Below are 21,814 nucleotides of genomic sequence, written 5' to 3'. Positions count from 1 at the left end.
CTACTGGCGGGTAAGGTACGGCAACACTCCTGAGGAGGCGGATCGTGCAGAAGGTTCGACGGGTCGCGGTCATCGGCGGCAACCGGATCCCCTTCGCCCGCTCCAACTCGCGGTACGCCGACGCCTCGAACGCGGACATGCTCGGTGCCGCCCTGGACGGACTGGTGGCCCGGTTCGGCCTCGCCGGGCAGCGCGTCGGCGAGGTGGTCGCCGGAGCGGTGCTCAAGCACGCCAAGGACTTCAACCTGACCCGCGAGGTGGTGCTCGGCTCGAAGCTCGACCCGCGCACCCCCGCGTACGACATCCAGCAGGCCTGCGGCACCGGGCTGGAGGCCGCGATCCTGGTCGCCAACAAGATCGCCCTCGGCCAGCTCGACGTCGGCATCGCCGGCGGGGTCGACACCACCTCCGACGCCCCGCTCGCGGTCAACGAGGACATGCGCCGCACCCTGCTCCGGCTCAACTCGGCCCGGACGCTGGGCGAGCGGCTGCGGATCGCCGCCAAGCTGCGCCCGGCCCAGCCGTTCCAGCCGGAGGTCCCCCGCAACGCGGAACCGCGTACCGGGCTCTCCATGGGCGAGCACGCCGCGCAGACCGCGCTGCGCTGGAACATCGACCGGCAGGCCCAGGACGAGCTGGCGCTGCGCTCGCACCAGCGCCTCGCCGCCGCGTACGACAAGGGGTTCTTCGACGACCTGATGACCCCCTACCTGGGGCTCACCCGCGACGGGAACCTCCGCGCCGACACCACGCTGGAGAAGCTCGGCACGCTGCGGCCGGTATTCGGCGCCAAGGGCCCGGACGCCGAGCGGGCCACCATGACCGCCGGCAACTCCTCGCCGCTCACCGACGGCGCCTCCACCCTGCTGCTGGCCAGCGAGGAGTGGGCAGCCGCCCACCACCTGCCGGTGCTGGCCTGGTTCACCTGGTCGGAGACGGCGGCGGTGGACTTCGTGCACGGCGACGAGGGCCTGCTGATGGCTCCCGCGTACGCGGTGCCCCGGATGCTGGCCCGGGCCGGGCTCACCCTCGCCGACTTCGACTACTACGAGATCCACGAGGCGTTCGCCTCGCAGGTGCTGGCCACCCTGGCCGCGTGGGAGTCGCCGGAGTTCTGCAAGGACCGGCTCGGTCTGGACGCCCCGCTCGGCACCATCGACACCGACAAGCTCAACGTGCACGGCTCCTCGCTGGCCGCCGGGCACCCGTTCGCGGCCACCGGCGGCCGGATCGTGGCCACCCTGGCCAAGCTCCTCGCCTCCAAGGGCAGCGGCCGGGGGCTCATCTCGATCTGCGCGGCCGGCGGCCAGGGCGTGACCGCGATCCTGGAACGCTGACCTCCGGGTCGTCGGCCGTACCCGGTCGGGGCGGGCGGCGGCGGCATCGGGAGAATGGCGGGGTGACGACGATCCCGAACGTGCTCGCCAACCGGTACGCCTCGCCTGAGCTGGTCGCCCTCTGGTCGCCGGAGGAGAAGATCCGGCTGGAGCGTCGCCTCTGGCTGGCCGTTCTCCAGGCCCAGCGGGATCTCGGTGTGTCGGTGCCCGACGGGGTGGTCGAGGCGTACGAGCGGGTGCTCGACGACGTCGACCTGGACTCGATCGCGGCCCGGGAGCGGGTCACCCGGCACGACGTGAAGGCCCGCATCGAGGAGTTCAGCGCGCTCGCCGGGCACGAGCACGTGCACAAGGGGATGACCTCGCGGGACCTCACCGAGAACGTCGAGCAGCTCCAGGTGCGCCGGTCGTTGGAGCTGATCCGGGACCGGGTGGTGGCGACGCTGGCCCGGCTGGCCTGGCACGCCCACGAGTACGCGGACGTGGTGATGGCCGGGCGTTCGCACAACGTCGCGGCGCAGGCCACCACGCTGGGTAAGCGCTTCGCGTCGGCCGCCGAGGAGCTGATCATCGCGTACGAGCGGCTGGAGGACCTGATCTCCTGGTACCCGCTGCGCGGGATCAAGGGGCCGGTGGGCACCGCCGCCGACCAGTTGGACCTCTTCGACGGCGACGCCGAGAAGGTGGCCGAGCTGGAGCGGCGGGTCGCCGAGCACCTCGGCTTCCAGCGGGTGCTGGACAGCGTCGGGCAGGTCTACCCCCGCTCGATCGACATGGCCGTGATCGCCGCGCTGGCGCAGGTAGCCGCGGCACCCTCCTCGCTGGCCACCACGATTCGGCTGATGGTCGGGCAGGAGTTGGCCACCGAGGGCTTCAAGCCGGGCCAGGTCGGTTCCAGCGCGATGCCGCACAAGATGAACACCCGCTCGTCGGAGCGGGTCAACGGCTTCGCCGTGATCATCCGGGGGTACCTGTCGATGGTCGGCGAGCTGGCCGGCGACCAGTGGAACGAGGGGGACGTCTCCTGCTCGGTGGTCCGCCGGGTGGCCCTGCCGGACGCCTTCTTCGCCGCCGACGGGCTGTTCCAGACGTTCCTCACCGTGCTCGACGAGTTCGGCGCGTACCCGGCGGTGATCAACCGGGAGTTGGAGCGGTTCCTCCCGTTCCTGGCCACCACCAAGATCCTGGTGGCGGCGGTGCGCCGGGGCGTGGGCCGGGAGACCGCCCACGAGGCGATCAAGGAGCACGCGGTGGCCGTGGCGCTCGCCATGCGTGAGCAGGGTGCGCCCGACAACGACCTCTTCGACCGCCTGGCCGCCGACCCCCGGCTGGGCCTCACCCGCGCCGAGATCGACGCCCTGGTCGCCGACCGGGCCGCCTTCGTCGGCGCCGCCCCCGCCCAGATCCAGGCGGTGACCACCCGGATCTCCAAGATCGTCCAGTCCCACCCGCACGCCGCCACCTACGCCCCCCCACCGATCCTCTAACCCCCCCCGCACTGCCTCCCCACCCCCCGACGTCGGGTTGATCAAGAAGTTTTGGTCACCGAGGAGTACTCCAGAGGGCCAAAACTCCTTGATCAACGCCAGCGGGCCGGGGTGGGTGGGGTGGGGTTGGTGGGTTAGTCGCGGGTGGGGGTTTCGGCGGCGGAGCTGAGGTTGGGAGCGCTTGCGGGTTCGGCGATGCCACCCGGGGACTGGGCGAAGGACGGGTCCTGGGCGGTCTCGGCTGCGACGAGGGGCTGGTCCGGCGGCATGACGTCGGGCACCGTCGGTGCCACGATCACGGCGGTGCCGTAGGCGCAGATCTCCATCCACATCTCGCCGCAGTCCCGGCTGTCGAACCGCATCCCGACGACCGCGTTCGCGCCGAGCCGCCGGGCCTCCTCGCCGAGCCGCGCCACCGAGTCGGTACGCCAGCGGGTGAGGTTGTCTGGGGCCGACGGGTCGTACGCGCCACCACGGAGGTTCTTCACCCCCTCGCGATAGGGGTTGCGGGTCCTGGCCATGGAGGAGACCACCTCGCCGAGGATCTGGCGGATCTCGTATCCGGGAAGTTGGTCCGTCGTCACGACCAGCACGTTTCTGATGCTGGCAGTCGATGCGGGTCGACAACGTGAGGGTTGTTCACCTGATCGGATGCTGAAAAACGACGCGGCGCGGACGGCGGGCGCGTAGCCCACCATCCGCGCCGACCGGGGGCTAACCGTCAGACACCGGCCACCGAGGTGATCCAGGCCCGGTTGAACGCGACACTGCCGTAGTTCTGGATGTTCACGCCGTCGGCCGTCGAGGCGACGCCGACCTGCGCGCCGTTGTAGAACTGCGGGCCGCCCGAGTCGCCCCGCCAGGCGTTGCCGTTGACCCGGGTGCTCCGGATCGCCTGCCCGCCGTACGCGTCGGAGACGTTGGTGCTGGTCACCCGCACCGACGCGGTCTTGAGCTGTGGGGAGGCCGCGCAGCCGCTGTAGCAGGTCCGGCCCCAGCCGTAGATCGAGTTGGTGGAGTTGACCGGCGGGTTGCTGCTGGCCAGCGTGACGTAGCTGGTGCTCACTGCGCTGGAGAGCCGCATCAGGGCCAGGTCGTAGCGACCGTAGGTGGCGCTGACCGTGCGGGTGACGCCGCCGGAGGTGAGGTACACGCTGCCCACCCGGACGGACATGTTGCTGCCGATGCAGTGCTGGGCGGTGAGCACCCACTGCGGCGCGATGATCGTGCCGGAGCAGGTGAACGAGCCGTTGCTGAACACCGCTGCCGCCCACGGCGCCGAGGAGACGGTGCTGCCGCCGATGATGTACGGGCTGACGGGGGAGGCGACGGCGCCGGAGCTGGCGCCGACGACGCCAACCATGGCTGTGGCGAAGGCCACGATCAGGGATCGGATGCGCATCGGTAGGGCTCCTTCGGGGTTCGGCGACCCGGGTTGGCCGAGTCGGTCTGCGCTGGCGGGAGGGGGTGAACCGCCACCGCGACGTCCATGAATCGACGTCTGACGATGTACCGTAGGGCCCGGTGAGGTGTTTCACAAGAGGTTCATCGAAACAATCGGATGTAACAGTCGGATTCCCCGACGTCGAGGAGAGGAGGTGCCGGAACGGGCCGATCGGTGCCCGGTCTTCGCCCGAGGAGGGGTGAAACCTGCCCGGACCGGGCCACCGGGCAACGAACCAGTATCGAGACTGCAACGAACCCGTATCGGTCCCGAAGGCCCCACGCGGGTGCGGTCGGACACCGCCCGGACCGCGTCCGGCCGGTGCGTCTGGCGCTGTATCTGCCAGGTAGGCTGGCTGCGCTCGCCCGTTGTGGGTCGGCACCCAACTGCGTACACAGTCAGGAGTGCCCAGTGCCTCGCGTCGTCGTCGACGTCATGCTCAAGCCCGAGATCCTCGATCCTCAGGGCCAGGCCGTCGCAAACGCGCTGCCCCGGCTCGGCGTCAACGACGTCGCCTCGGTACGGATCGGCAGGCGGATCGAGATCGACTTCACCGGTGAACCGGACCTGGACCGGGCCCGGGAGATCGCCGACAAGTTGCTCGCCAACCCGGTCATCGAGGACTTCACCGTCCACCTGGTCGAGGCCGACGAAGCCGCGGACGCCCGCTCGTGACCGCCCGGGTCGGTGTGGTGACGTTCCCCGGCTCGCTCGACGACGGGGACGCGGCCCGGGCCGTCCGGATCGCCGGCGCGGAGCCGGTCCGCCTCTGGCACGGGGACGCGGAGCTGCACGGGGTGGACGCGGTCGTCCTGCCCGGCGGCTTCTCCTACGGTGACTACCTGCGGTGCGGTGCCATCGCCCGGTTCGCCCCGGTGATGGAGAAGATCATCGACGCCGCAGCCGGTGGCCTGCCGGTGCTCGGCATCTGCAATGGCTTCCAGATCCTCTGCGAGGCGCACCTGTTGCCCGGCGCGCTCACCCGCAACCAGCACCTGCACTTCCGCAACCGGGACCAGGTCCTGCGGATCGAGACGACCGGCACGGCCTGGACGAACGCGTTCCAGCCCGGCCAGGAGGTGCTGATCCCGGTCAAGAACGGCGAGGGTTGCTACGTCGCCGACCCGGCGACGCTGGACGAGCTGGAGGCCGAAGGCCGGGTCGTGGCCCGGTACCTCGGCGGCAACCCGAACGGATCGCAGCGCGACATCGCCGCGATCACCAACCCCGCCGGCAACGTGGTCGGCATCATGCCGCATCCCGAGCACGCGGTGGAGGCGCTCACCGGCCCCTCCCTCGACGGCCTCGGCTTCTTCACCTCGGTGCTCAAGCACCTGGTGGGGACGCCGGCGTGACCGTCGGCTGCGGGATCAACGGTCAGCTCACCCGCCTCCCCGGCGGCGAGCGCAACGAGGAGATGTCATGACCACGCATCCGGACCCGGTACGGGAGACCCCGGAGGCATTCCCGGCCGCGCCGGTCCAGCCGACCCCGGCTGCCGCCGCGCCCTCGGCCGCCGTGCCCCGGCACGCCGCCGCGCAGGAGGCCACCGACTGGACCGGCGGGGTGGACACCGTCCCGGCCGCCGACGGCAGCCCGGACGAGCTTCAGCCGTACGCCGAGCTCGGGCTCCGCGACGACGAGTACGACCGCATCCGGCACATCCTTGGCCGCCGCCCGACCCAGTCCGAGCTGGCGATGTACTCGATCATGTGGAGCGAGCACTGCTCCTACAAGTCGAGCAAGGTCCACCTGCGGCAGTTCGGCGAGAAGGCTCCGCCCAGCGACCGGCTGCTGGCCGGCATCGGTGAGAACGCCGGTGTGGTGCAGATCTCCGACGAGCTGGCGGTGACCTTCAAGGTCGAGTCGCACAACCACCCGAGCTTTGTCGAGCCGTACCAGGGTGCCGCCACCGGCGTCGGCGGCATCGTCCGCGACATCCTGGCCATGGGCGCCCGCCCGGTGGCGGTGATGGACCCGCTGCGCTTCGGTGCCGCCGACCACCCCGACACCGCCCGGGTGCTGCCCGGCGTGGTGGCCGGCGTCGGCGGGTACGGCAACTGCCTCGGTCTGCCCAACATCGGCGGTGAGGTGGTCTTCGACCCCTGTTACCAGGGCAACCCGCTGGTCAACGCGCTCTGCCTCGGCGTCCTGCCGGTCAGCCGCCTGCAGAACAAGGCCGCCGTCGGCCCCGGCAACGTCGTGGTGCTGATGGGCGCCAAGACCGGCCGGGACGGCATCGGCGGTGTCTCCGTCCTGGCCAGCGCCACCTTCAGCGAGGGCAGTGAGAAGCGTCGCCCGTCGGTGCAGGTCGGTGACCCGTTCATCGAGAAGCTGCTGATCGAGGCCTGCCTAGAGCTGTACGACGCCCAGCTCGTCGCCGGCATCCAGGACCTCGGCGGTGCCGGGCTGACCTGCGCGCTCACCGAGACCGCCGCGGCGGCCGGCACCGGCATGCGGGTCTGGCTGGAGCGGGTGCCGCTGCGTGAGCCGTCGATGGAGCCGCACGAGATCCTGGCCAGCGAGTCGCAGGAGCGGATGCTCCTGGTCGTCGAGCCGGACAAGCTCGACGCGGTGCTCAAGACCTGCGAGAAGTGGGGCGTGCTGGCCACCGCCATCGGTGAGGTCACCGCACCGCAGCCGGACGGCCAGCCCGGCCGCCTGCTGATCACCTGGCGGGACCACCTGGTGGTCGACGTGCCGCCGGGTTCGCTGGTGGACGACGGCCCGGTCTACGCCCGCCCGATGCGGGAGCCGGCGGACCTGATCCTGCTCCAGGCCGACCGGGCCGAGACGCTGCCCCGGCCGAGCGACCCGGACGCGCTGCGCGAGACCCTGCTGCGCATGATCGCCTCGCCGAACCTGGCCGACAAGACCTGGGTCACCGAGCAGTACGACCGGTACGTGCTGGGTAACACCGTGCTCGCCCAGCCGGAGGACTCGGGCGTGATCCGGATCGACGAGCGGACCGGCCTGGGCGTGGCGCTCTCGGTGGACGGCAACGGCCGGTACGCCCGGCTCGACCCGTACCACGGTGCCAAGTTGGCGCTGGCCGAGGCGTTCCGCAACGTCGCGGTCACCGGTGCGACGCCGATCGCGGTCACCGACTGCCTGAACTTCGGCTCGCCGGAGGACCCGGGCGTGATGTGGCAGTTCGCCGAGGCCGTACGCGGCCTGGCGGACGGTTGCGCCGAGCTGGGCATCCCGGTGACCGGCGGCAACGTCAGCTTCTACAACCAGACCGGTGCGGCGGCCATCCACCCCACTCCGGTCGTCGGCGTGCTCGGCGTGCTGGAGAACGTGGCCGAACGGGTGGCGTCCGGCTTCGTCGCGCGCACCAACAACGACCATGACCAGCTCTTCCTGCTCGGCGAGACGCACGTGGAGCTCTCCGGCTCGGAATGGGCCTGGGTCACCCACGAGCACCTCGGCGGCGTACCCCCGCAGGTCGACCTGGCGCGGGAGAAGCAGCTCGCCGGGCTGCTGGCCGCCGCCGCCCGGGTCGGTCACCTCAGCTCCGCGCACGACCTCTCGGACGGCGGTCTCGCGCAGAGCCTGGTGGAGTCCTGCCTTCGGCACAACGTCGGCGCGCGGATCGCGGTGCCGGAGCGGTTCGAGGGCGGCTCGATGCCGTTCGTCTTCCTGTTCAGCGAGTCCGCCGGCCGGGTGCTGGTCTCGGTGCCGCGCGGGCACGAGAAGGCGTTCACCGCGCTCTGCGCCGAGCACGGCGTGCCGTGGGAGCTGATCGGGGTCACCGACTCCACCGCCGCTGCGCTCGAGGTACACGGCCAGTTCCGGGTCGAGCTGGACGAGCTGCGCGAGGCGCACACCGGCACCCTGCCGAAGATCTTCGGGGGCGTGCAGCAGTTCGAGGTGACCGCACCGGAGGCCGTCGCGACGCCGGCCCAGGCCGACGTCGCCCCGACCGCCGAGACCGCCGAGGCGGCTCCGGTCGCCGAGGTGGCACCGCCCGCCGACGCGACGTCGGAGACCGCCGATGTGGTGGACGAGGTGGCGGTGGCGGACGAGGTGCCGGCGACCGACAGTCCGGTCGCCGCATCCGAGGAGCTGGCGACGACGGGCGCCGAGACCGAGGACGAGACCGCGACGGTGGCCGAGCGTCCGGCCGACCGGGCGACGCCGCCGGTCCGGGCGACCGCTGCCGGTGAGACGCCGACGGCCGGGGACGCTCCGGCCGACGGGCCCGGGGCCGAGGCTCCGCAGTCCGGTGCCACCGAGCAGCCTGCCGCGTCCGACGAGCGCTGAGGCGGTGGCCTCGGCCGTCTTCGCCCAACCCGGATCGGGAGCCCGGTTCGACTGGGGCCTCGCGGGAGCTGCCGAACTCGGCCGGGTCTGCGCGGCACTGGTGGTGGTGGACGTGTTGTCGTTCACCACCACCGTCGAGGTGGCCGTCGGGCGGGGGATGCGCGTGCACCCGTTCCCCTGGGGCGCCCAGGCCGCCGACTACGCACAGCGGATCGGCGCGGTGGTCGCCACCGGTCGCCGACAGACCGCGCAACATCCGTGGTCGCTGTCGCCGGCCGCGCTGAGCCGGGCACCGTTCGTCTCCGAGTTGGTGCTGCCCTCCCCGAACGGGTCGGCCATCAGCGCCGCCGCCAGCGCCACCGGTCTGCCGGTGGTGGCGGCCAACCTGCGTAACGCCCGCGCCGTCGGGAGCTGGCTGCTGCGCCAGGGGTACGGCTCGACCACCGACCCGATCGGGGTGGTCGCCGCCGGAGAGCAGTGGCCGGACGGTTCGCTGAGGCCGGCGGTGGAGGACCAACTCGGCGCGGCCTGCGTACTGGACGCCATCTCCGCAGTGCCGGGTGGTTTGTCGGTGGAGGCGGCCATGGCGCTCGCCGCGCTGGCGAGCACGCCGGACGTACCTGCGGCGGTCCGGGGCTGCGTGTCCGGCCGCGAACTGATCGAGGCCGGTTTCACCGACGACGTCGAGATCGCGGTCCGGGTCGGCGACTCCGATGTGGTCCCCCTGCTGCGACAGGGCGTCTTCTCCGCCGCCTGACCGCGTCCCGTCCGGTCACACGTCCCGTCACGTCACAGCGGACTCCGCGATCGGTGTCCACCGACGACAGAGCCGCGAACCTTCCGGTCCGCGGCTCTTGTCGTCGGTGCTTTTGCGTCAGGACGACGCGTACGGGGTGTGGATCAGTCGTCCATCCAGTCCAGCCGACGTCCGCCCCGCTCCTGCCCCGGGGTGTCCGGCCGACCGCGACCGGTCTGCGCCGGGTCGCCGTAGTAGCCGCCACCCTGCTGTTGTTGCTGCTCGTAGCTGTCCTCGTAGCCACCGCGCTGGCGTGGCGGTTCCTGGCCGTAGCCTCCGCCCTGGCCGTAGCCACCCTGCTCGTAGGCGTTGTCGTAGCCACCGCGCTGCTGCGGGGGCTCCTGGCCGTAGCCTCCGCCCTGGCCGTAGCCGCCCGGGGCGTAACCGGTGGGCTCGCTGTAGTTGTCGTAGCCACCGCGCTGCTGCGGCGGCTCCTGGCCATAACCGCCGGACTCGTGGTACCCGCCGGTCGGCTCCGCGCCGTGGCCGTGACCGCCGGTCGGCTCGCCCCGACCGTAGCCCCGGGTGGCGTCGCCGCCGCCCTGGCCGTAGCCGCCGGGCTCGCCCTGGCCGTAGCCGCCGGTCGGGTCACCCTGGCCGTAGCCCCGGCTTGCGTCGCCGCCGCCCTGGCCGTAGCCGCCGGGTCCACCTTGGCCGTAGCCGCCGGTCGGGTCACCCTGGCCGTAGCCCCGGCTTGCGTCGCCGCCGCCCTGGCCGTAGCCACCGGGCTCGCCCTGGCCGTAGCCACCGCCACCGCCGGACTCGCCCCGGCCGTAGCCGCCGGTCGGGTCACCCTGGCCGTAGCCCTGCCCGCCCTCCGGCTGGTAGACACCGGTCGCGTACGGGTCGGCGGGCGCCGGATAGCGGGTGTCCTCACCCTGGTAACGCCCGGTCGGCTCGTCGAACCGCTCGCCGTAGCCGGCCCCACCGCCGCCCGCACCGTAGTCACGACTGCCGTAACCGCCACCCGAGGACGGGCTGTTGCCGTAGCCACCGCCCGACGAGGGGGCGTTGCCGTAGCCGCTGCCGGAGGACGGGGCGTTGCCGTAGCCCGGGCCGCCGCCGTAGCCGCCGCCCTGCTCGTCGCCGTAACCGCCCGACCAGGCCTGTCCCGACCCGCCCGCCGCGCCGTACGGCTGCGGAGGTGCACCGTACGGGTCCGGCGGGACGTCGTCGACCACCGGCTGGTGCATCATCGTCGGCGCGTTGGCCAGCCCGGGACCGCCCACCATGGTCGGGTCCGGGGTGGAGCCCACCCGGTTCACCACCCGGGTCTGGTCGTCCGCCCCGGCGAACGAACCCCGGGCTGCGGGAACCGCACCGGCCGGCGCCCCACCGACGGGCTCACCGTCGGGATCGGCGTCCTCGTTCTCCTTGCGCTTCATCCAGAGGAGCACGATCGTGCCGACACCGATGGCCACGAAGAGACCACCGAGCAGGATCAGCAGCCAGTTGCCGAAGCCGCCGGAGCTCTCGTTGGCCGCCGGGGCCTGGGCGGCGGGAGTGTCGCCGGGCGGCGCGTCCGTCTCGTCGGTGGCGTCGTCCGCGAACGGGTCCTCGGTCGGCTCCGCCGACACACTCTCCGACGGGGTGGCGCTCGGGCTGGCCGAGGACTCGATGGCGAGGGTGATCCGCCGTCCGTTGATCTGCTGGCCCGCGTTGGCGGTGAAGCTCACCGTGGCCCGGATGTCGCCCTTGCTCGCGCCGATGTCGATCCGACCGGGCGCGATCGGGTTGCCGCTGTTGCCGGTGAAGCGGAAGTTGCCGTTGCCGTCGCTGGTGGCGTCCCGCTGACGGCCGGCGCTGTCCACCAGCAGCACGTACGCGTTCGGCACCGCGTCACCCGACCGCTCCACGACCTTGCCCGCGATGGACCGCACGGTCTGCGGTGCCTGGGAGGTGGGCGGGGGGTTGGGCCCGCGTACCGTCATGTCGCGCTCGTCGCCGCCCTGGTCGCCGCCGGCCCGGGCGGAGACCCGCACCCGACCGGAGCGCTCCTGGCCGGCCGCCACGTCGCCCGCGACAAGGTTGACCGTGATCGACACCTCTTCGTTGGGGCCGATCACGCGCGCGGGGATGTTGCAGTCACCCTGGCAGCTCAGCCCGTTGAAGGTGCCGACGGAGATGCTGAACGGGGTCGGCAGCTCGTTGTTGTTCTTGACGCGGAACGTCATCGACGTCTGCTGACCGGCCTGGAGATTGCCGTTCGGCAGGTTGGTGATCTGGACGTCCGGGTTCGCGGCGAGTGCGGGTGTGGCGGGGGCGGCGAGTAAGGCACCGACAATCAGCGCTACGACCACACCGGCCCGCTTTTGCCAGGCTCGTCGGTGTGTTGACACGTCCACCGCCTTCCGGACTGACCTCCTCGTACCGGCGAGCGCCGGCCGAAGGAACATCACGGTACGAATACGCCGTCGGCAACTATGCCTTGTCGGGGCGGATCGGCGCGACCCAGGGCCATCGTGACGCGCCGGGCAGCCGCGCCGTATCGTCCCGTCGTGTCCTCTCCGTACATTAAGTCCACCGCAGTGGCCGCGGCGCTGTCGGCGCTCGATGAGGGACGCGCGCCCGAACGGCCGGTGCTCCGAGCGGCGGTCAGGGCCCTGTTGGCCACCCTCGCGGAGCGCGCCCCCGGCCGATCGGTGGAGGTGCGTGTCCCACCTTACGGTGCAGTTCAGTGTGTTCCGGGTCCGCGACACACCCGCGGTACTCCTCCGAACACGGTGGAGATGGATCCACAGACCTGGGTCGCGCTCGCCGCCGGGAGGCTCGACTGGGAGCGTGCCGTCACGGAGGGTCGCGTACGGGCGAGTGGCGCGCGAGCGGATCTGTCCGCGTACCTGCCGCTCGAACTGGAGTGACGCCTGTGGCGCGATGACACTGCGGCGTATCAGTGTGACTGTATGTGGCGACATGGATTCGCGTACACTGTCAGGCGACGACAGTGTGGTTCCGGCCGATGCAGCGCGGAGCGGCCCCGGTGGCTCCGCCAGGCCAGTCCAGACCAGCAAGAGGGAGCGGCAGGTGCCCCGAGGCGACGGCCGGCTGAGCCACGACCTTGATCCCCAACGACCAGGCCCCCAGGACGCGTGCGGCGTCTTCGGCGTCTGGGCGCCCGGGGAGGAGGTCGCCAACCTGACCTACTTCGGGCTGTACGCGTTACAGCACCGGGGCCAGGAGGCAGCCGGGATAGCGGTCAGCGACGGCTCCGGAGTGGTGGTCTACAAGGATCTCGGCCTGGTCGCTCAGGTCTTCGACGAGCCGACGTTGGCAAGCCTGCGCGGGCACGTCGCCATCGGCCACACCCGATACTCGACCACCGGTGCCTCGACCTGGGAGAACGCCCAGCCGACCATCCGGGCCACCAGCTCGGGCACCACGATCGCGCTGGCCCACAACGGCAACCTGGTCAACACCGCCGATCTCCAGCGTGAGGTCGCCGAGCGTGGTCTGGGCACCGACGGCTCGACCAACGACACCTCGCTGGTCACCATGCTGCTGGCCAGCCGCCCGGATCTCTCCGTCGAGGCCGCCGCGCTGGAGGTGCTGCCGCAGTTGCGGGGCGCGTTCAGCTTCGCCTTCATGGACGAGTCGACGCTGTACGCCGCCCGTGACCCGCACGGGGTGCGTCCGCTGGTGCTCGGCCGCCTGGAGCGGGGCTGGGTGGTGGCCAGCGAGACCGCGGCGCTGGACATCGTCGGTGCGAGCGTGGTCCGTGAGGTCGAGCCCGGTGAGCTGATCGCGATCGACGCCGAGGGGCTGCGGTCCAACCGGTTCGCCGCGCCCGAGCCCAAGGGCTGCCTCTTCGAGTACGTCTACATCGCCCGCCCGGACGCCACCATCGCCGGGCGCAACGTGCACTCGGCACGGGTGCAGATCGGCCGCCAGTTGGCCAAGGAGCACCCGGTCGAGGCGGACATGGTCATCCCGGTGCCCGAGTCGGGCACGCCGGCTGCCATCGGCTACGCCGAGGAGTCCGGCATCACCTACGGCGCCGGCCTGATGAAGAACCCGTACGTCGGGCGTACCTTCATCCAGCCGTCGCAGACCCTGCGTCAACTCGGTATCCGGCTCAAGCTCAACCCGCTGCGGGAGAACGTACGCGGCAAGCGCCTGGTCGTGGTCGACGACTCGATCGTCCGGGGTAACACCCAGCGCGCGATCGTCCGGATGCTCCGCGAGGCCGGCGCGGTGGAGGTGCACGTCCGCATCTCCTCACCGCCGGTCTCCTGGCCCTGTTTCTACGGCATCGACTTCGCCACCCGCGCCGAGCTGCTCGCCAACGGTCTCGACAACGAGGGCATCCGGCGGTCGATCGGCGCCGACACGTTGGGCTACGTCTCGCTGCCCGGTCTGATCGCCGCGACCGAGCAGCCGAAGACCCGGCTGTGTCGGGCCTGCTTCGACGGGGAGTACCCGATCGAGCTGCCCGTCGGCAACCTGATCGGCAAGCACGTGCTCGAAGGGATCAGCCGCCGGGTCGCGAACCGCGTCGACGACGATGTCGACGCCGGTGAGCAGCCCGGCACGACGACGCCCCGCACCGACGTGACGATGTCGGCGACCACACACCGCCCATAGCACCATCCGGCTGCGGCGTCGGTCACCGCCGACACGGCCGCCGAGAACCACTAAGGGGAGAACCGTGACGCACGTGTCCGAGCGCAGCGGCGCAGGTAGCAGCCCGACCGGCGCTGGAGGCGACCGCCAGCCCTGGACGGCCGGCACCGGCCGCCCGGCTCGCAAACGTTCGGTCTCGTACGCGGACGCCGGCGTGTCGATCGAGGCGGGCGACCGCGCGGTCGAGCTGCTCAAGTCCAAGGTGAAGCAGACCCGCCGGCCGGAGGTGATGGGCGACCTGGGCGGCTTCGCCGGCCTGTTCCGGCTGGACACCACGAAGTACAAGAACCCGATCCTGGCCTCCTCCACCGACGGCGTCGGCACCAAGCTGGTGATCGCGCAGCAGATGGACATCCACGACACGGTCGGCATCGACCTGGTCGCGATGGTCGTCGACGACCTGGTGGCCTGCGGCGCCGAGCCGCTGTTCCTGCTGGACTACATCGCCACCGGCGAGGTCGTGCCGGACCGGGTCGCCGAGATCGGTGCCGGTATCGCCGACGGCTGCCGGTACGCGGGCTGCGCGCTGCTCGGCGGCGAGACCGCCGAGCACCCGGGTGTGCTGCGCCCCGACGAGTACGACATCTCGGCCACCGGCGTCGGCGTGGTGGAGGAGAGCCAGATCCTCAGCCCGGAGCGGGTCGAGGTGGGCGACGTGGTGATCGCCATGCGTTCGTCCGGCCTGCACTCCAACGGCTACTCCCTGGTCCGGCACGTGCTGCTGGGCGCCGGCCGGATGCGGCTGGACGTGGTGATCGACGACTTCGGCCGGCAGCGCACCCTCGGCGAGGAGCTGCTGACCCCCACCAAGATCTACGCGCAGGATTGCCTCAAGCTGATCGCCGAGGCGGAGGTGCGGTCGCTGGCCCACGTCACCGGCGGTGGCATTCCCGGCAACCTGGTGCGCATCCTGCCCGAGCACGTGGACGCGGTGGTCAACCGCTCCACCTGGAAGCCGCAGCCAATCTTCGACCTGGTCCAGTCCAAGGGGCGGATCGAAGACCCGGAGATGGAGGCGACCTTCAACATGGGCGTCGGCATGTTCGCGATCGTCTCGGCCGAGGACGCCGACCGCGCGCTGGCCACGCTGACCGGCCGCGGGGTGGACGCGTGGCAGGCCGGTGAAATCATCGAGGGCACCGGTGAGGTGCAGATGATCGGGCAGCACACCCGCGGCTGATCATCTGACACTGATCGTCCAACCACCTGGTCAGGGGTTCACCCAAGTGGCCGTCGCGGCCTAGCCTTGAGGCTGCTTCGCCTTGAAGGGCTGCTTCGAAGCTGTGGGTGCGCCCGTGCCGTGGCGTGCCCGGCAGCCGTCAACCGGTGAGGAGGGCGATGGCTGCACGGGGACGGTCGTTGCGTGGGATGCGGGGTCTGGCCGTCGTCCCGTCGTACGTCGTGATGCAGCCCACCACCCTCTGCAATCTGGACTGCGCGTACTGCTACCTACCGTTACGGGCCGCCGACCGGCGGATGTCGGTGGCGGTGGCGGAGACGGTGGCCGCCTCGGTGAACTCGTGGGCCGCCTCGGGGCGGTTCTCGGTGGTGTGGCACGGCGGCGAACCGCTCGCGGCGGGCCGGGAGCGGCTGGCGGCGTTGATGGCGCCCTTCGCCGCCGAGGTGGAGCACCACGTGCAGACCAACGCCACGCTGATCGACGACGCGTGGTGCGAGTTCTTCGCGACGCACCGGATCCGGGTCAGCGTCAGCGTGGACGGGCCCCGGGCGCGCAACGGGGACCGGGTGACCCGGGCGGGACAGCCGGCGTACGACCGGATCGTGCGCGGGGTGGCGGCGCTGCGCCGGCACGGACTGCCGTTCTCGGCGCTGGCCGTGGTGAACGACCCGTCGCCGGCCCGGGCGGCGGAGCTGTACGCCTACTTCCTCGACCTCGGGTGCGAGGTGCTCGGGGTGAACATCGAGGAGACCGAGGGCGTCAACACCCGTGACAACGCTCACGACGCCGCCGCGGTGACCGGGTTCTGGGCCGAGCTGGTCGCGGCCTGGCGGCGTGATCCGCGGATCCATCTGCGGGAGGTCGAGTGGTCGCTGCGGTACGCCGCAGCGGTCCTCGACGGCACGGCGGACGGCCTGCTACCGGCCAGCCTCGATCCGATTCCCACCGTGGCGTACGACGGCTCGGTGGTGGTGCTCTCACCCGAGCTGGCCGGCTTCACCGATCCGCGCCACGGCGACTTCAGCAGCGGGAACGTCCTGACCACGCCGTTGCACACGATCCTCGCCGGTGCGGCCGGCACCGGGTGGGTCGGTGAGTTCCTGAGCGGGGTGGAAGCCTGCCGCTCGTCCTGCCCGTACTTCGGTTTCTGTGGCGGAGGCCACGCGGCCAACCGCTACTTCGAGCTGGGCCGTTTCGACGGTACGGAGACCGAGCACTGCCGCAACAGCAAGATCCGCCTACTGGAAGGAGTGTTGGATCATGCCCGAGACCACAAGTCACCGGGAGCCCGAGCGGGTGACGGGTAACGAGGCCGACCGCATCACCGACCGGGTGCGGGAGGCCGCCGCCGGGCTCACCGCCCTGCTCCAGGAGGCAGAGGACGCACGACGCCTACGGGCGGAGGTGACGGGCGGCGACGGGGCGAGCGCGGTCTGCGCCTGGAACCACTTCGAGAACATCCCGACGTTCTACAACTGGAACAACCGGCCTCGCTGACCGGCCGGAGTCGAGGGCCCGCCACGTTCCCGGATTACCTCCGGGCGTGGCAGGCCCTTGAGCGTCGGGTGGTACGCCGCCGCGTGCCGGGCACATACGTGAGCACGCGGGGAGTTACCGCGTGCTCGGATGTGACCGGGGGTCAGCGGGTGGGACGGACCCAGGTGTCCGGGTCGTCCTCGGCGTGGTCCTCATCATCGTCGACGTACTCTTTGTCGTCGTCGAAATGGTGGTCCGACTTGCCGCTGCCGCCGAGTTCTCGCTGCAAGGCGGCGAGGTCGGTGTTCGGGGAGTGATACTTCAGCTCCCGGGCCACCTTTGTCTGCTTGGCCTTAGCACGGCCGCGCCCCATGGCTCGACCCCCTCGCACAGAATGCGGGGCAGCCCGAAGGCGGGCCCCGATGACGTCAGGCATCTCTCGTGGCTCTTACGGTACATGGGGATGCCACCGTTCGGCACCTCGGGTTACCGCTGACCGCCGCCGCGCGTGGCGGTCAACCGGTCGTCACCCACTGTACCCGGTAAGGAGCGATGCCGGGAACGGTCCTGACACGGGGTAAATCTCCATGAACGCGTCGTATCTTCAGTTTAGCCGGATACGTACGTTGAGGGCGGAAGCAATGCGGCCCACCCTCAACGTACGGCGAGGTCACCGCAGGTGAATCGCGCGCAGCCGGCCGATGTCGGCCATCCGCCGCTCCGCCAGCCGGTCGGCCGCCACGGCGGGCGGTACGCCGTCGGTGTCGGCGAGCCGGAGGATCTCCCGCGTGGTGTCGAAGATGCGGGTCGCCCGCAGCTTGGCGCGGTCGAAGTCGAAGCCCTCGATCTCGTCCGCGACCTGGATCACACCACCGGCGTTCACCACGTAGTCCGGGGCGTAGAGGATGCCCCGGTCGGCGAGCAGCTTCTCCACCCCGGAGTGGGCGAGCTGGTTGTTGGCTGCCCCGGCGACCACCTTGGCCCGCAGCGCCCCCACCGTGTCGTCGTCCAGGGCACCGCCCAGCGCGCAGGGCGCGTACACGTCGATGTCGGCGGCGGCCAGCGCGGACGCGTCCTCGACCAGTGTCACCTCGGGGTGGGTGGTCCGTGCCCAGTCCAGCGCGCGGGGGCTCACGTCGGTGGCCACCACCTCGGCGCCGTCCTCCAGCAGGTGGCTGACCAGATACTTGCCGACCTTGCCCAGGCCGGCCACACCGACGCGCCTACCGTGCAGCGTGGGGACTCCCCAGACGTGCTCGGCCGCCGCCCGCATGCCCTGGAAGACACCCCAGGCGGTGAGGATCGAGGAGTCGCCGGCTCCGCCGTGCTCGACGCTGCGGCCGGTGACGTAGCGCGTCTCGCGGGCGATCACGTCCATGTCCGGCACGTACGTGCCCACGTCGCAGGCGGTGTAGTAGCGCCCGCCCAGCGACTCCACGAAGCGGCCGTACGCGCGCAGCAGCGACTCGCTCTTGATCTGCTCGGGGTCACCCCAGATGACCGCCTTGCCGCCGCCCAGGTCCAGCCCGGCGAGAGCGTTCTTGTACGCCATGCCGCGGGACAGGTCGAGCACGTCGGCGAGGGCGGCCTCCTCGCTCGCGTACGGGTAGAAGCGGGTGCCACCCAGCGCCGGGCCGAGTGCGGTGGAGTAGATCCCGATGATCGCCTTCAGGCCGGTCTGCTTGTCCTGGCAGAACACGACCTGCTCATGGCCCGTGGATTCCGGGTCGTCGGAAGTGGCGAATACGCCCATGACTGGCTCCTGTGTCGGCGGGCGCCCTTGTGGGACGCGGACCTCGGTTGAGCCGGCGGGGATGCTGCCGGTGGTGCGAGCCTAGTATCGGCGGGCGTTCCACGGCCTCTTCCGGGCGTCCGCATCCCGCCCAGCGGGCGTACGCACCGGGCGTCCTCCGCCCCCTGCGCGGGGCGCGTCGAGGGCGCCGAAGGCTCGTTTCGGCTCGCCACGCGGCACCACCCGGGTGACGCCGAGCAACGCTCGGCTTGCCGTTCGTGGGAGGATCGCGCCGTGCCGTCGCTCTTCGCCTCATACCTGCGCGTGTACGAGCCGCTGACCGCCTTCGATCGCGATCGTCAGGCGTACTGGCGGCGCTACGTCGAGCAGGGGCGGGCGGTGGCGCCGGTGGAGGGTCCGGGCCGGCAGCGGACCTCGGTGATCGCGGCGCTCGGCGCCGGCTGGACCCGGCTGCCCGACCTGCCCGACGAGGCGTACGTGCTGGAGACGGACGAGACGCTGCTGGTGTGCCCGTGGAACCTGCGCATCCGGGTGGCCGAGGCCGCGCTGAGCGCCCGGGACGGGGTGCCGGCGGTGCTGGCCGACGCGTTCGTGCCGCCGGTGCTGGCCGGGCAGGCCAAGGCCGTGGTGGAGGACTGGCGCAGCGGGGCCCGGGTGCTGGAGCACGGCGTACCCCGGGTGCACGAGCAGATCGCCACCTGGGGCGTGCCGCTGCGGTGGTTCGTGCTGTTCGAGGCGCAGGAGCGCCACCACGTGACCGCGCCGGAGCGCCGCTCGCTGCGCTTCCGGACCGAGATCTCCAAGGCGCGCCGCCGGTCGTCGCGCGCGTTGTCGGTGCTGCGCAAGTCGGTGGGGGACGCGCCCATCACCGAGGCGGTCGAGGAGGCCGCCCGCTGGCTGGAGGAGTTCCATCCCCGCTCGGTGGTGGAGTTGGACTACGGGGGTCTGGTCGAGTTGCTCTCCGACGAGACGCTCGTGGAGGACGACTCGGCGGAACTGGTCGCCGCCGGACTCGCCGGACTGTCGCGAGGCGAGGCGGAAGAGGCGTCTGCGGCGTACGACAAGCTCGTCGCGCGCTGGCGGGCCGTGCAACTTCTGGAGCGCTGCAACTAGTCCGCTTTTGCCCAAATTTCGGGCTGTAACATGAGGTGCTCTCGTAGTTGTTGCGTCACGAACCGTGACTATGAGTCCGAATAAGGTACTTTCTGGCGTGTAAAAGTCGTATAAATCGGGCATGGTTCATCCGTCCGTCTAGGGACGTTCGGCCGTTCGGCCCATGTCGGACATCGGGGACTAGCCGGACCATGGGAGACGCGTCGGCCGGCGGGACCCCGGCCGATGTCTCTACATGTGGAGGAGTGACCGATGGCATCGCGAACGCACGAACCAGAGCCGCTACTCACACCGGCCGAGGTGGCGTCGATGTTCCGTGTCGACCCGAAGACGGTGACCCGCTGGGCGAAGGCCGGCAAGCTGAGCGCCATCCGGACCCTGGGCGGCCACCGCCGGTATCGCGAGTCCGAGGTCAGGGCGCTGTTGCAGGGGCAGATCCCGCAGCAGCGCCAGGGGGACTGACTGGCCGGTAGATAGCTGGACACACGAAGGGCGACGGATTCTCCCGAATCCGTCGCCCTTCGTCATGTCCGCCACCCGGTGCGGCCCGCTCGCGCACCGGCTCAGCCGGTCAGCTCGACCCGGATCCCCACCGTGCCGCCGGTGCCCCGGCGCAGTCGGCTGCCGAGCAGCGTCAGCCGCCCGATCACTCGGTACTTCTGCTTGATCAGCCCCCGGATGCGATCGGTCGCTCCGGGGTCGTAGAGGCTCGCCCGGGCGGGCACCGCCTCGCCATGGGGCCGACCGCGCACGTCGCACGGCGCCACCGTGACATCCCCACTGCGCCGGATCCGCTTCACCTTGCCGGCGTCCGCCGCAGACCACACCGCCAGGGCGTCGCCGTCGCGTACCGCCCACACCGGGGTCGGCACCGCGCGGCCGTCCTTGCGGAAGGTCGTGAGGAGTATGTACTTCTCCGCCGAGAGGCGGTCCAACGTGGTCACGTCGCCCAGGATACGGGCGTCGCGCCTGACTGAGCAGCCCGTTAGCGTTACGGACGTGACGGGGGAACCACGGATCGGTGACGTCTTCGGAGAACTGCTGCGCGACGCGCTGGCGGTGGCGACCGGGGTCGGTCCCCGGCCGCTGGCCGGCGGGCGACTGCCCCGACCGGTCATCGAGATCATCGAACGGGACGACGGGCTGATCAACGGCGCGCCTGCCGCCCACTACCTGGCCGGGCCGCAGGAGTGGCAACCACACGACCACCGGGCCGTGGACCGGGTCCGGGGCGCGACCCTGGACGTCGGCGTCGGCGCCGGTCGGATCGCGCTGCTGTTGCAGGAGCGCGGCGTACCCGTGACCGGGCTGGACGTCTCGCCCGGCGCGCTCGCGGTGTGCCGACGTCGGGGCGTACGCGACCTGGTGCACGGCACGGTCGACGAGCACTGCGCCGACGGACGGCGTTACGACACGTTCCTGTTGCTCGGCAACAACCTGGGCCTGTTCGAGGGCCGGGAGCGCGCACCCGCCTTCCTGGCGGCCCTGGCCGCGATGGCCAACCCCGGGGCGCAGGTGATCGCGCACGGCACCGACCCGTACGGCACCACCGATCCGGTGCACAGCGGCTACCACGAGCGCAACCGTCGACGGGGCCGTCTCGGCGGGCAGCTCCGGCTGCGGCTGCGCTACCGCGAACTGGGCACGCCCTGGTTCGACTACCTGGTCTGCTCGCCGGACGAACTCGCCGAGCTGGTCCGGGGCACCGCCTGGCGACTGACCGACGTGGACGACCGGGACGCCCCGTACTACCTCGCCACCCTGCGCCTGGCCGCCTGACGCGTTCTCTGGATGTTAGGAAGGGTCCCCTGCTATGCCGTAGGCGTTAGCAGGGGACCCTTCCTTACCCCAAAGCGTCAGACCTGGACGGTCGGCGGGAGCTGCTCGGGCGGCAGACCGCCGTCGCCGTCGACGACCTCGTCCGGCTGACCGTCCTCGTCGATGTCGACCATCGTGACGTCCACCTTGCCGTCGCCGTCGGTGTCGAACTGGAACAGGTCGGCCTTGCCGTCACCGTCGGTGTCGACCACCCAGACGTCGGTGCGGCCGTCGTTGTTGGTGTCGGCGCGCAGCAACTCGATGCGCTCGTCGCCGCGCGTCTCGACGGTCTCCTGGGTGCCCGCGTCGCCCGTGGTCTCCGGTGCCTGGCTCATCTGTTCGTCCTTCCCTTGGCTGTCGGCGGTCTGTACCCGATCCCGTCCGCCCCCACGCATCGGGCCCGGTCGGTGCTGCATAGGGTCGCAGCATGACTGAGCGGAGCGTACGGGCCGGTTGCGGCGTGGCGGCGATCCCGCGCGTCGACGGCGTCGGAGAGCGTGTCGTCGTCACCCTGCGGTGGTGGC

The 21,814-nt window shown here is 71.3% G+C and carries 21 protein-coding genes; 14 read left to right on the top strand and 7 right to left on the bottom strand.

Annotated elements, in window-relative coordinates; translation table 11 throughout:
• Positions 1–44 precede the first annotated feature (44 nt).
• Both ACZ31C_RS03440 and purB read left to right on the top strand, forming a co-directional pair.
• Positions 45–1,337 carry an acetyl-CoA C-acetyltransferase gene (locus tag ACZ31C_RS03440; protein WP_465793999.1) on the top strand — a complete coding sequence of 431 codons (1,293 nt, stop codon included), beginning with the start codon at positions 45–47 and terminating at the stop codon, positions 1,335–1,337.
• Between the two features lie 62 nt (positions 1,338–1,399).
• Complete coding sequence (purB, locus tag ACZ31C_RS03435; protein WP_465793998.1) at positions 1,400–2,824, top strand: adenylosuccinate lyase; 1,425 nt, start codon at positions 1,400–1,402, stop codon at positions 2,822–2,824.
• Between the two features lie 134 nt (positions 2,825–2,958).
• Here purB and ACZ31C_RS03430 read toward each other — a convergent pair whose 3' ends face one another.
• Entirely contained in the window at positions 2,959–3,522 is a 564-nt protein-coding gene (locus ACZ31C_RS03430; protein WP_396741430.1) for a YbjQ family protein, read from the bottom strand.
• Positions 3,523–3,545: 23 nt separating this feature from the next.
• Positions 3,546–4,226: a S1 family peptidase gene (locus ACZ31C_RS03425; RefSeq protein ID WP_396741428.1), complete on the bottom strand. Its 681-nt coding sequence runs from the start codon at positions 4,224–4,226 to the stop codon at positions 3,546–3,548.
• A gap of 453 nt (positions 4,227–4,679) precedes the next feature.
• Here ACZ31C_RS03425 and purS point away from each other — a divergent pair, with 453 nt between their 5' ends.
• The 4 genes from purS to ACZ31C_RS03405 all read left to right on the top strand — a co-directional run bounded on the left by purS (position 4,680) and on the right by ACZ31C_RS03405 (position 9,291).
• Complete coding sequence (purS, locus tag ACZ31C_RS03420) at positions 4,680–4,943, top strand: phosphoribosylformylglycinamidine synthase subunit PurS (RefSeq protein WP_131051412.1); 264 nt, start codon at positions 4,680–4,682, stop codon at positions 4,941–4,943.
• Positions 4,940–5,623, top strand: a complete 684-nt coding sequence (gene purQ / locus ACZ31C_RS03415) for a phosphoribosylformylglycinamidine synthase subunit PurQ (protein WP_396741426.1) — start codon at positions 4,940–4,942, stop codon at positions 5,621–5,623. The genes purS and purQ overlap by 4 nt, the downstream gene beginning before the upstream one ends.
• Before the next feature lie 67 nt (positions 5,624–5,690).
• A complete protein-coding gene (purL, locus tag ACZ31C_RS03410; RefSeq protein WP_465793997.1) occupies positions 5,691–8,534 on the top strand; it encodes a phosphoribosylformylglycinamidine synthase subunit PurL in 2,844 nt (947 codons plus the stop codon).
• Positions 8,535–8,538: 4 nt separating this feature from the next.
• Positions 8,539–9,291, top strand: a complete 753-nt coding sequence (locus tag ACZ31C_RS03405; protein WP_465794353.1) for a 2-phosphosulfolactate phosphatase — start codon at positions 8,539–8,541, stop codon at positions 9,289–9,291.
• Between the two features lie 143 nt (positions 9,292–9,434).
• Here the strand turns inward: ACZ31C_RS03405 and ACZ31C_RS03400 are convergent, their stop codons facing one another.
• Positions 9,435–11,630 carry a carboxypeptidase-like regulatory domain-containing protein gene (locus ACZ31C_RS03400; protein WP_465793996.1) on the bottom strand — a complete coding sequence of 732 codons (2,196 nt, stop codon included), beginning with the start codon at positions 11,628–11,630 and terminating at the stop codon, positions 9,435–9,437.
• 228 nt (positions 11,631–11,858) lie between these two features.
• Between ACZ31C_RS03400 and ACZ31C_RS03395 the strand changes: the two genes are divergently transcribed.
• The 5 genes from ACZ31C_RS03395 to amcA all read left to right on the top strand — a co-directional run bounded on the left by ACZ31C_RS03395 (position 11,859) and on the right by amcA (position 16,627).
• Positions 11,859–12,191 carry a sterol carrier family protein gene (locus tag ACZ31C_RS03395; protein ID WP_465794352.1) on the top strand — a complete coding sequence of 111 codons (333 nt, stop codon included), beginning with the start codon at positions 11,859–11,861 and terminating at the stop codon, positions 12,189–12,191.
• Positions 12,192–12,354: 163 nt separating this feature from the next.
• Positions 12,355–13,911, top strand: a complete 1,557-nt coding sequence (gene purF / locus ACZ31C_RS03390) for an amidophosphoribosyltransferase (protein WP_465793995.1) — start codon at positions 12,355–12,357, stop codon at positions 13,909–13,911.
• A 64-nt stretch (positions 13,912–13,975) separates the two neighbouring features.
• A complete protein-coding gene (gene purM, locus ACZ31C_RS03385; RefSeq protein ID WP_465793994.1) occupies positions 13,976–15,130 on the top strand; it encodes a phosphoribosylformylglycinamidine cyclo-ligase in 1,155 nt (384 codons plus the stop codon).
• Positions 15,131–15,318: 188 nt separating this feature from the next.
• Complete coding sequence (gene amcB / locus ACZ31C_RS03380; RefSeq protein WP_465794351.1) at positions 15,319–16,437, top strand: cyclophane-forming radical SAM peptide maturase AmcB; 1,119 nt, start codon at positions 15,319–15,321, stop codon at positions 16,435–16,437.
• The gene (amcA, locus tag ACZ31C_RS03375; protein WP_431728230.1) at positions 16,391–16,627 is read left to right on the top strand and encodes a multiple cyclophane-containing RiPP AmcA; all 237 of its coding nucleotides are present in this window, start codon (positions 16,391–16,393) and stop codon (positions 16,625–16,627) included. The genes amcB and amcA overlap by 47 nt, the downstream gene beginning before the upstream one ends.
• Before the next feature lie 142 nt (positions 16,628–16,769).
• Here the strand turns inward: amcA and ACZ31C_RS03370 are convergent, their stop codons facing one another.
• Entirely contained in the window at positions 16,770–16,979 is a 210-nt protein-coding gene (locus ACZ31C_RS03370; protein WP_131051420.1) for a DUF3073 domain-containing protein, read from the bottom strand.
• A gap of 297 nt (positions 16,980–17,276) precedes the next feature.
• On the bottom strand, positions 17,277–18,359 hold the full coding sequence (locus ACZ31C_RS03365) for a Glu/Leu/Phe/Val family dehydrogenase (RefSeq protein WP_465793993.1): 1,083 nt from the start codon (positions 18,357–18,359) through the stop codon (positions 17,277–17,279).
• Positions 18,360–18,632: 273 nt separating this feature from the next.
• Between ACZ31C_RS03365 and ACZ31C_RS03360 the strand changes: the two genes are divergently transcribed.
• Positions 18,633–19,472 carry a DUF8083 family protein gene (locus tag ACZ31C_RS03360; protein WP_465793992.1) on the top strand — a complete coding sequence of 280 codons (840 nt, stop codon included), beginning with the start codon at positions 18,633–18,635 and terminating at the stop codon, positions 19,470–19,472.
• 252 nt (positions 19,473–19,724) lie between these two features.
• The gene (locus ACZ31C_RS03355; RefSeq protein WP_007073996.1) at positions 19,725–19,934 is read left to right on the top strand and encodes a BldC family transcriptional regulator; all 210 of its coding nucleotides are present in this window, start codon (positions 19,725–19,727) and stop codon (positions 19,932–19,934) included.
• A 101-nt stretch (positions 19,935–20,035) separates the two neighbouring features.
• Here ACZ31C_RS03355 and ACZ31C_RS03350 read toward each other — a convergent pair whose 3' ends face one another.
• Positions 20,036–20,416 carry a PPOX class F420-dependent oxidoreductase gene (locus ACZ31C_RS03350; RefSeq protein WP_117229983.1) on the bottom strand — a complete coding sequence of 127 codons (381 nt, stop codon included), beginning with the start codon at positions 20,414–20,416 and terminating at the stop codon, positions 20,036–20,038.
• A 55-nt stretch (positions 20,417–20,471) separates the two neighbouring features.
• Between ACZ31C_RS03350 and ACZ31C_RS03345 the strand changes: the two genes are divergently transcribed.
• Complete coding sequence (locus ACZ31C_RS03345) at positions 20,472–21,251, top strand: class I SAM-dependent methyltransferase (protein ID WP_465793991.1); 780 nt, start codon at positions 20,472–20,474, stop codon at positions 21,249–21,251.
• 77 nt (positions 21,252–21,328) lie between these two features.
• Here ACZ31C_RS03345 and ACZ31C_RS03340 read toward each other — a convergent pair whose 3' ends face one another.
• On the bottom strand, positions 21,329–21,625 hold the full coding sequence (locus ACZ31C_RS03340; RefSeq protein WP_350697571.1) for a hypothetical protein: 297 nt from the start codon (positions 21,623–21,625) through the stop codon (positions 21,329–21,331).
• Between the last annotated feature and the right edge of the window lie 189 nt (positions 21,626–21,814).

This window comes from Micromonospora sp. NPDC023869 (assembly GCF_055559695.1).
The sequence above is the reverse complement of the archived record's forward strand: the minus strand, read 5'-3'. Positions and strand labels throughout refer to the sequence as shown.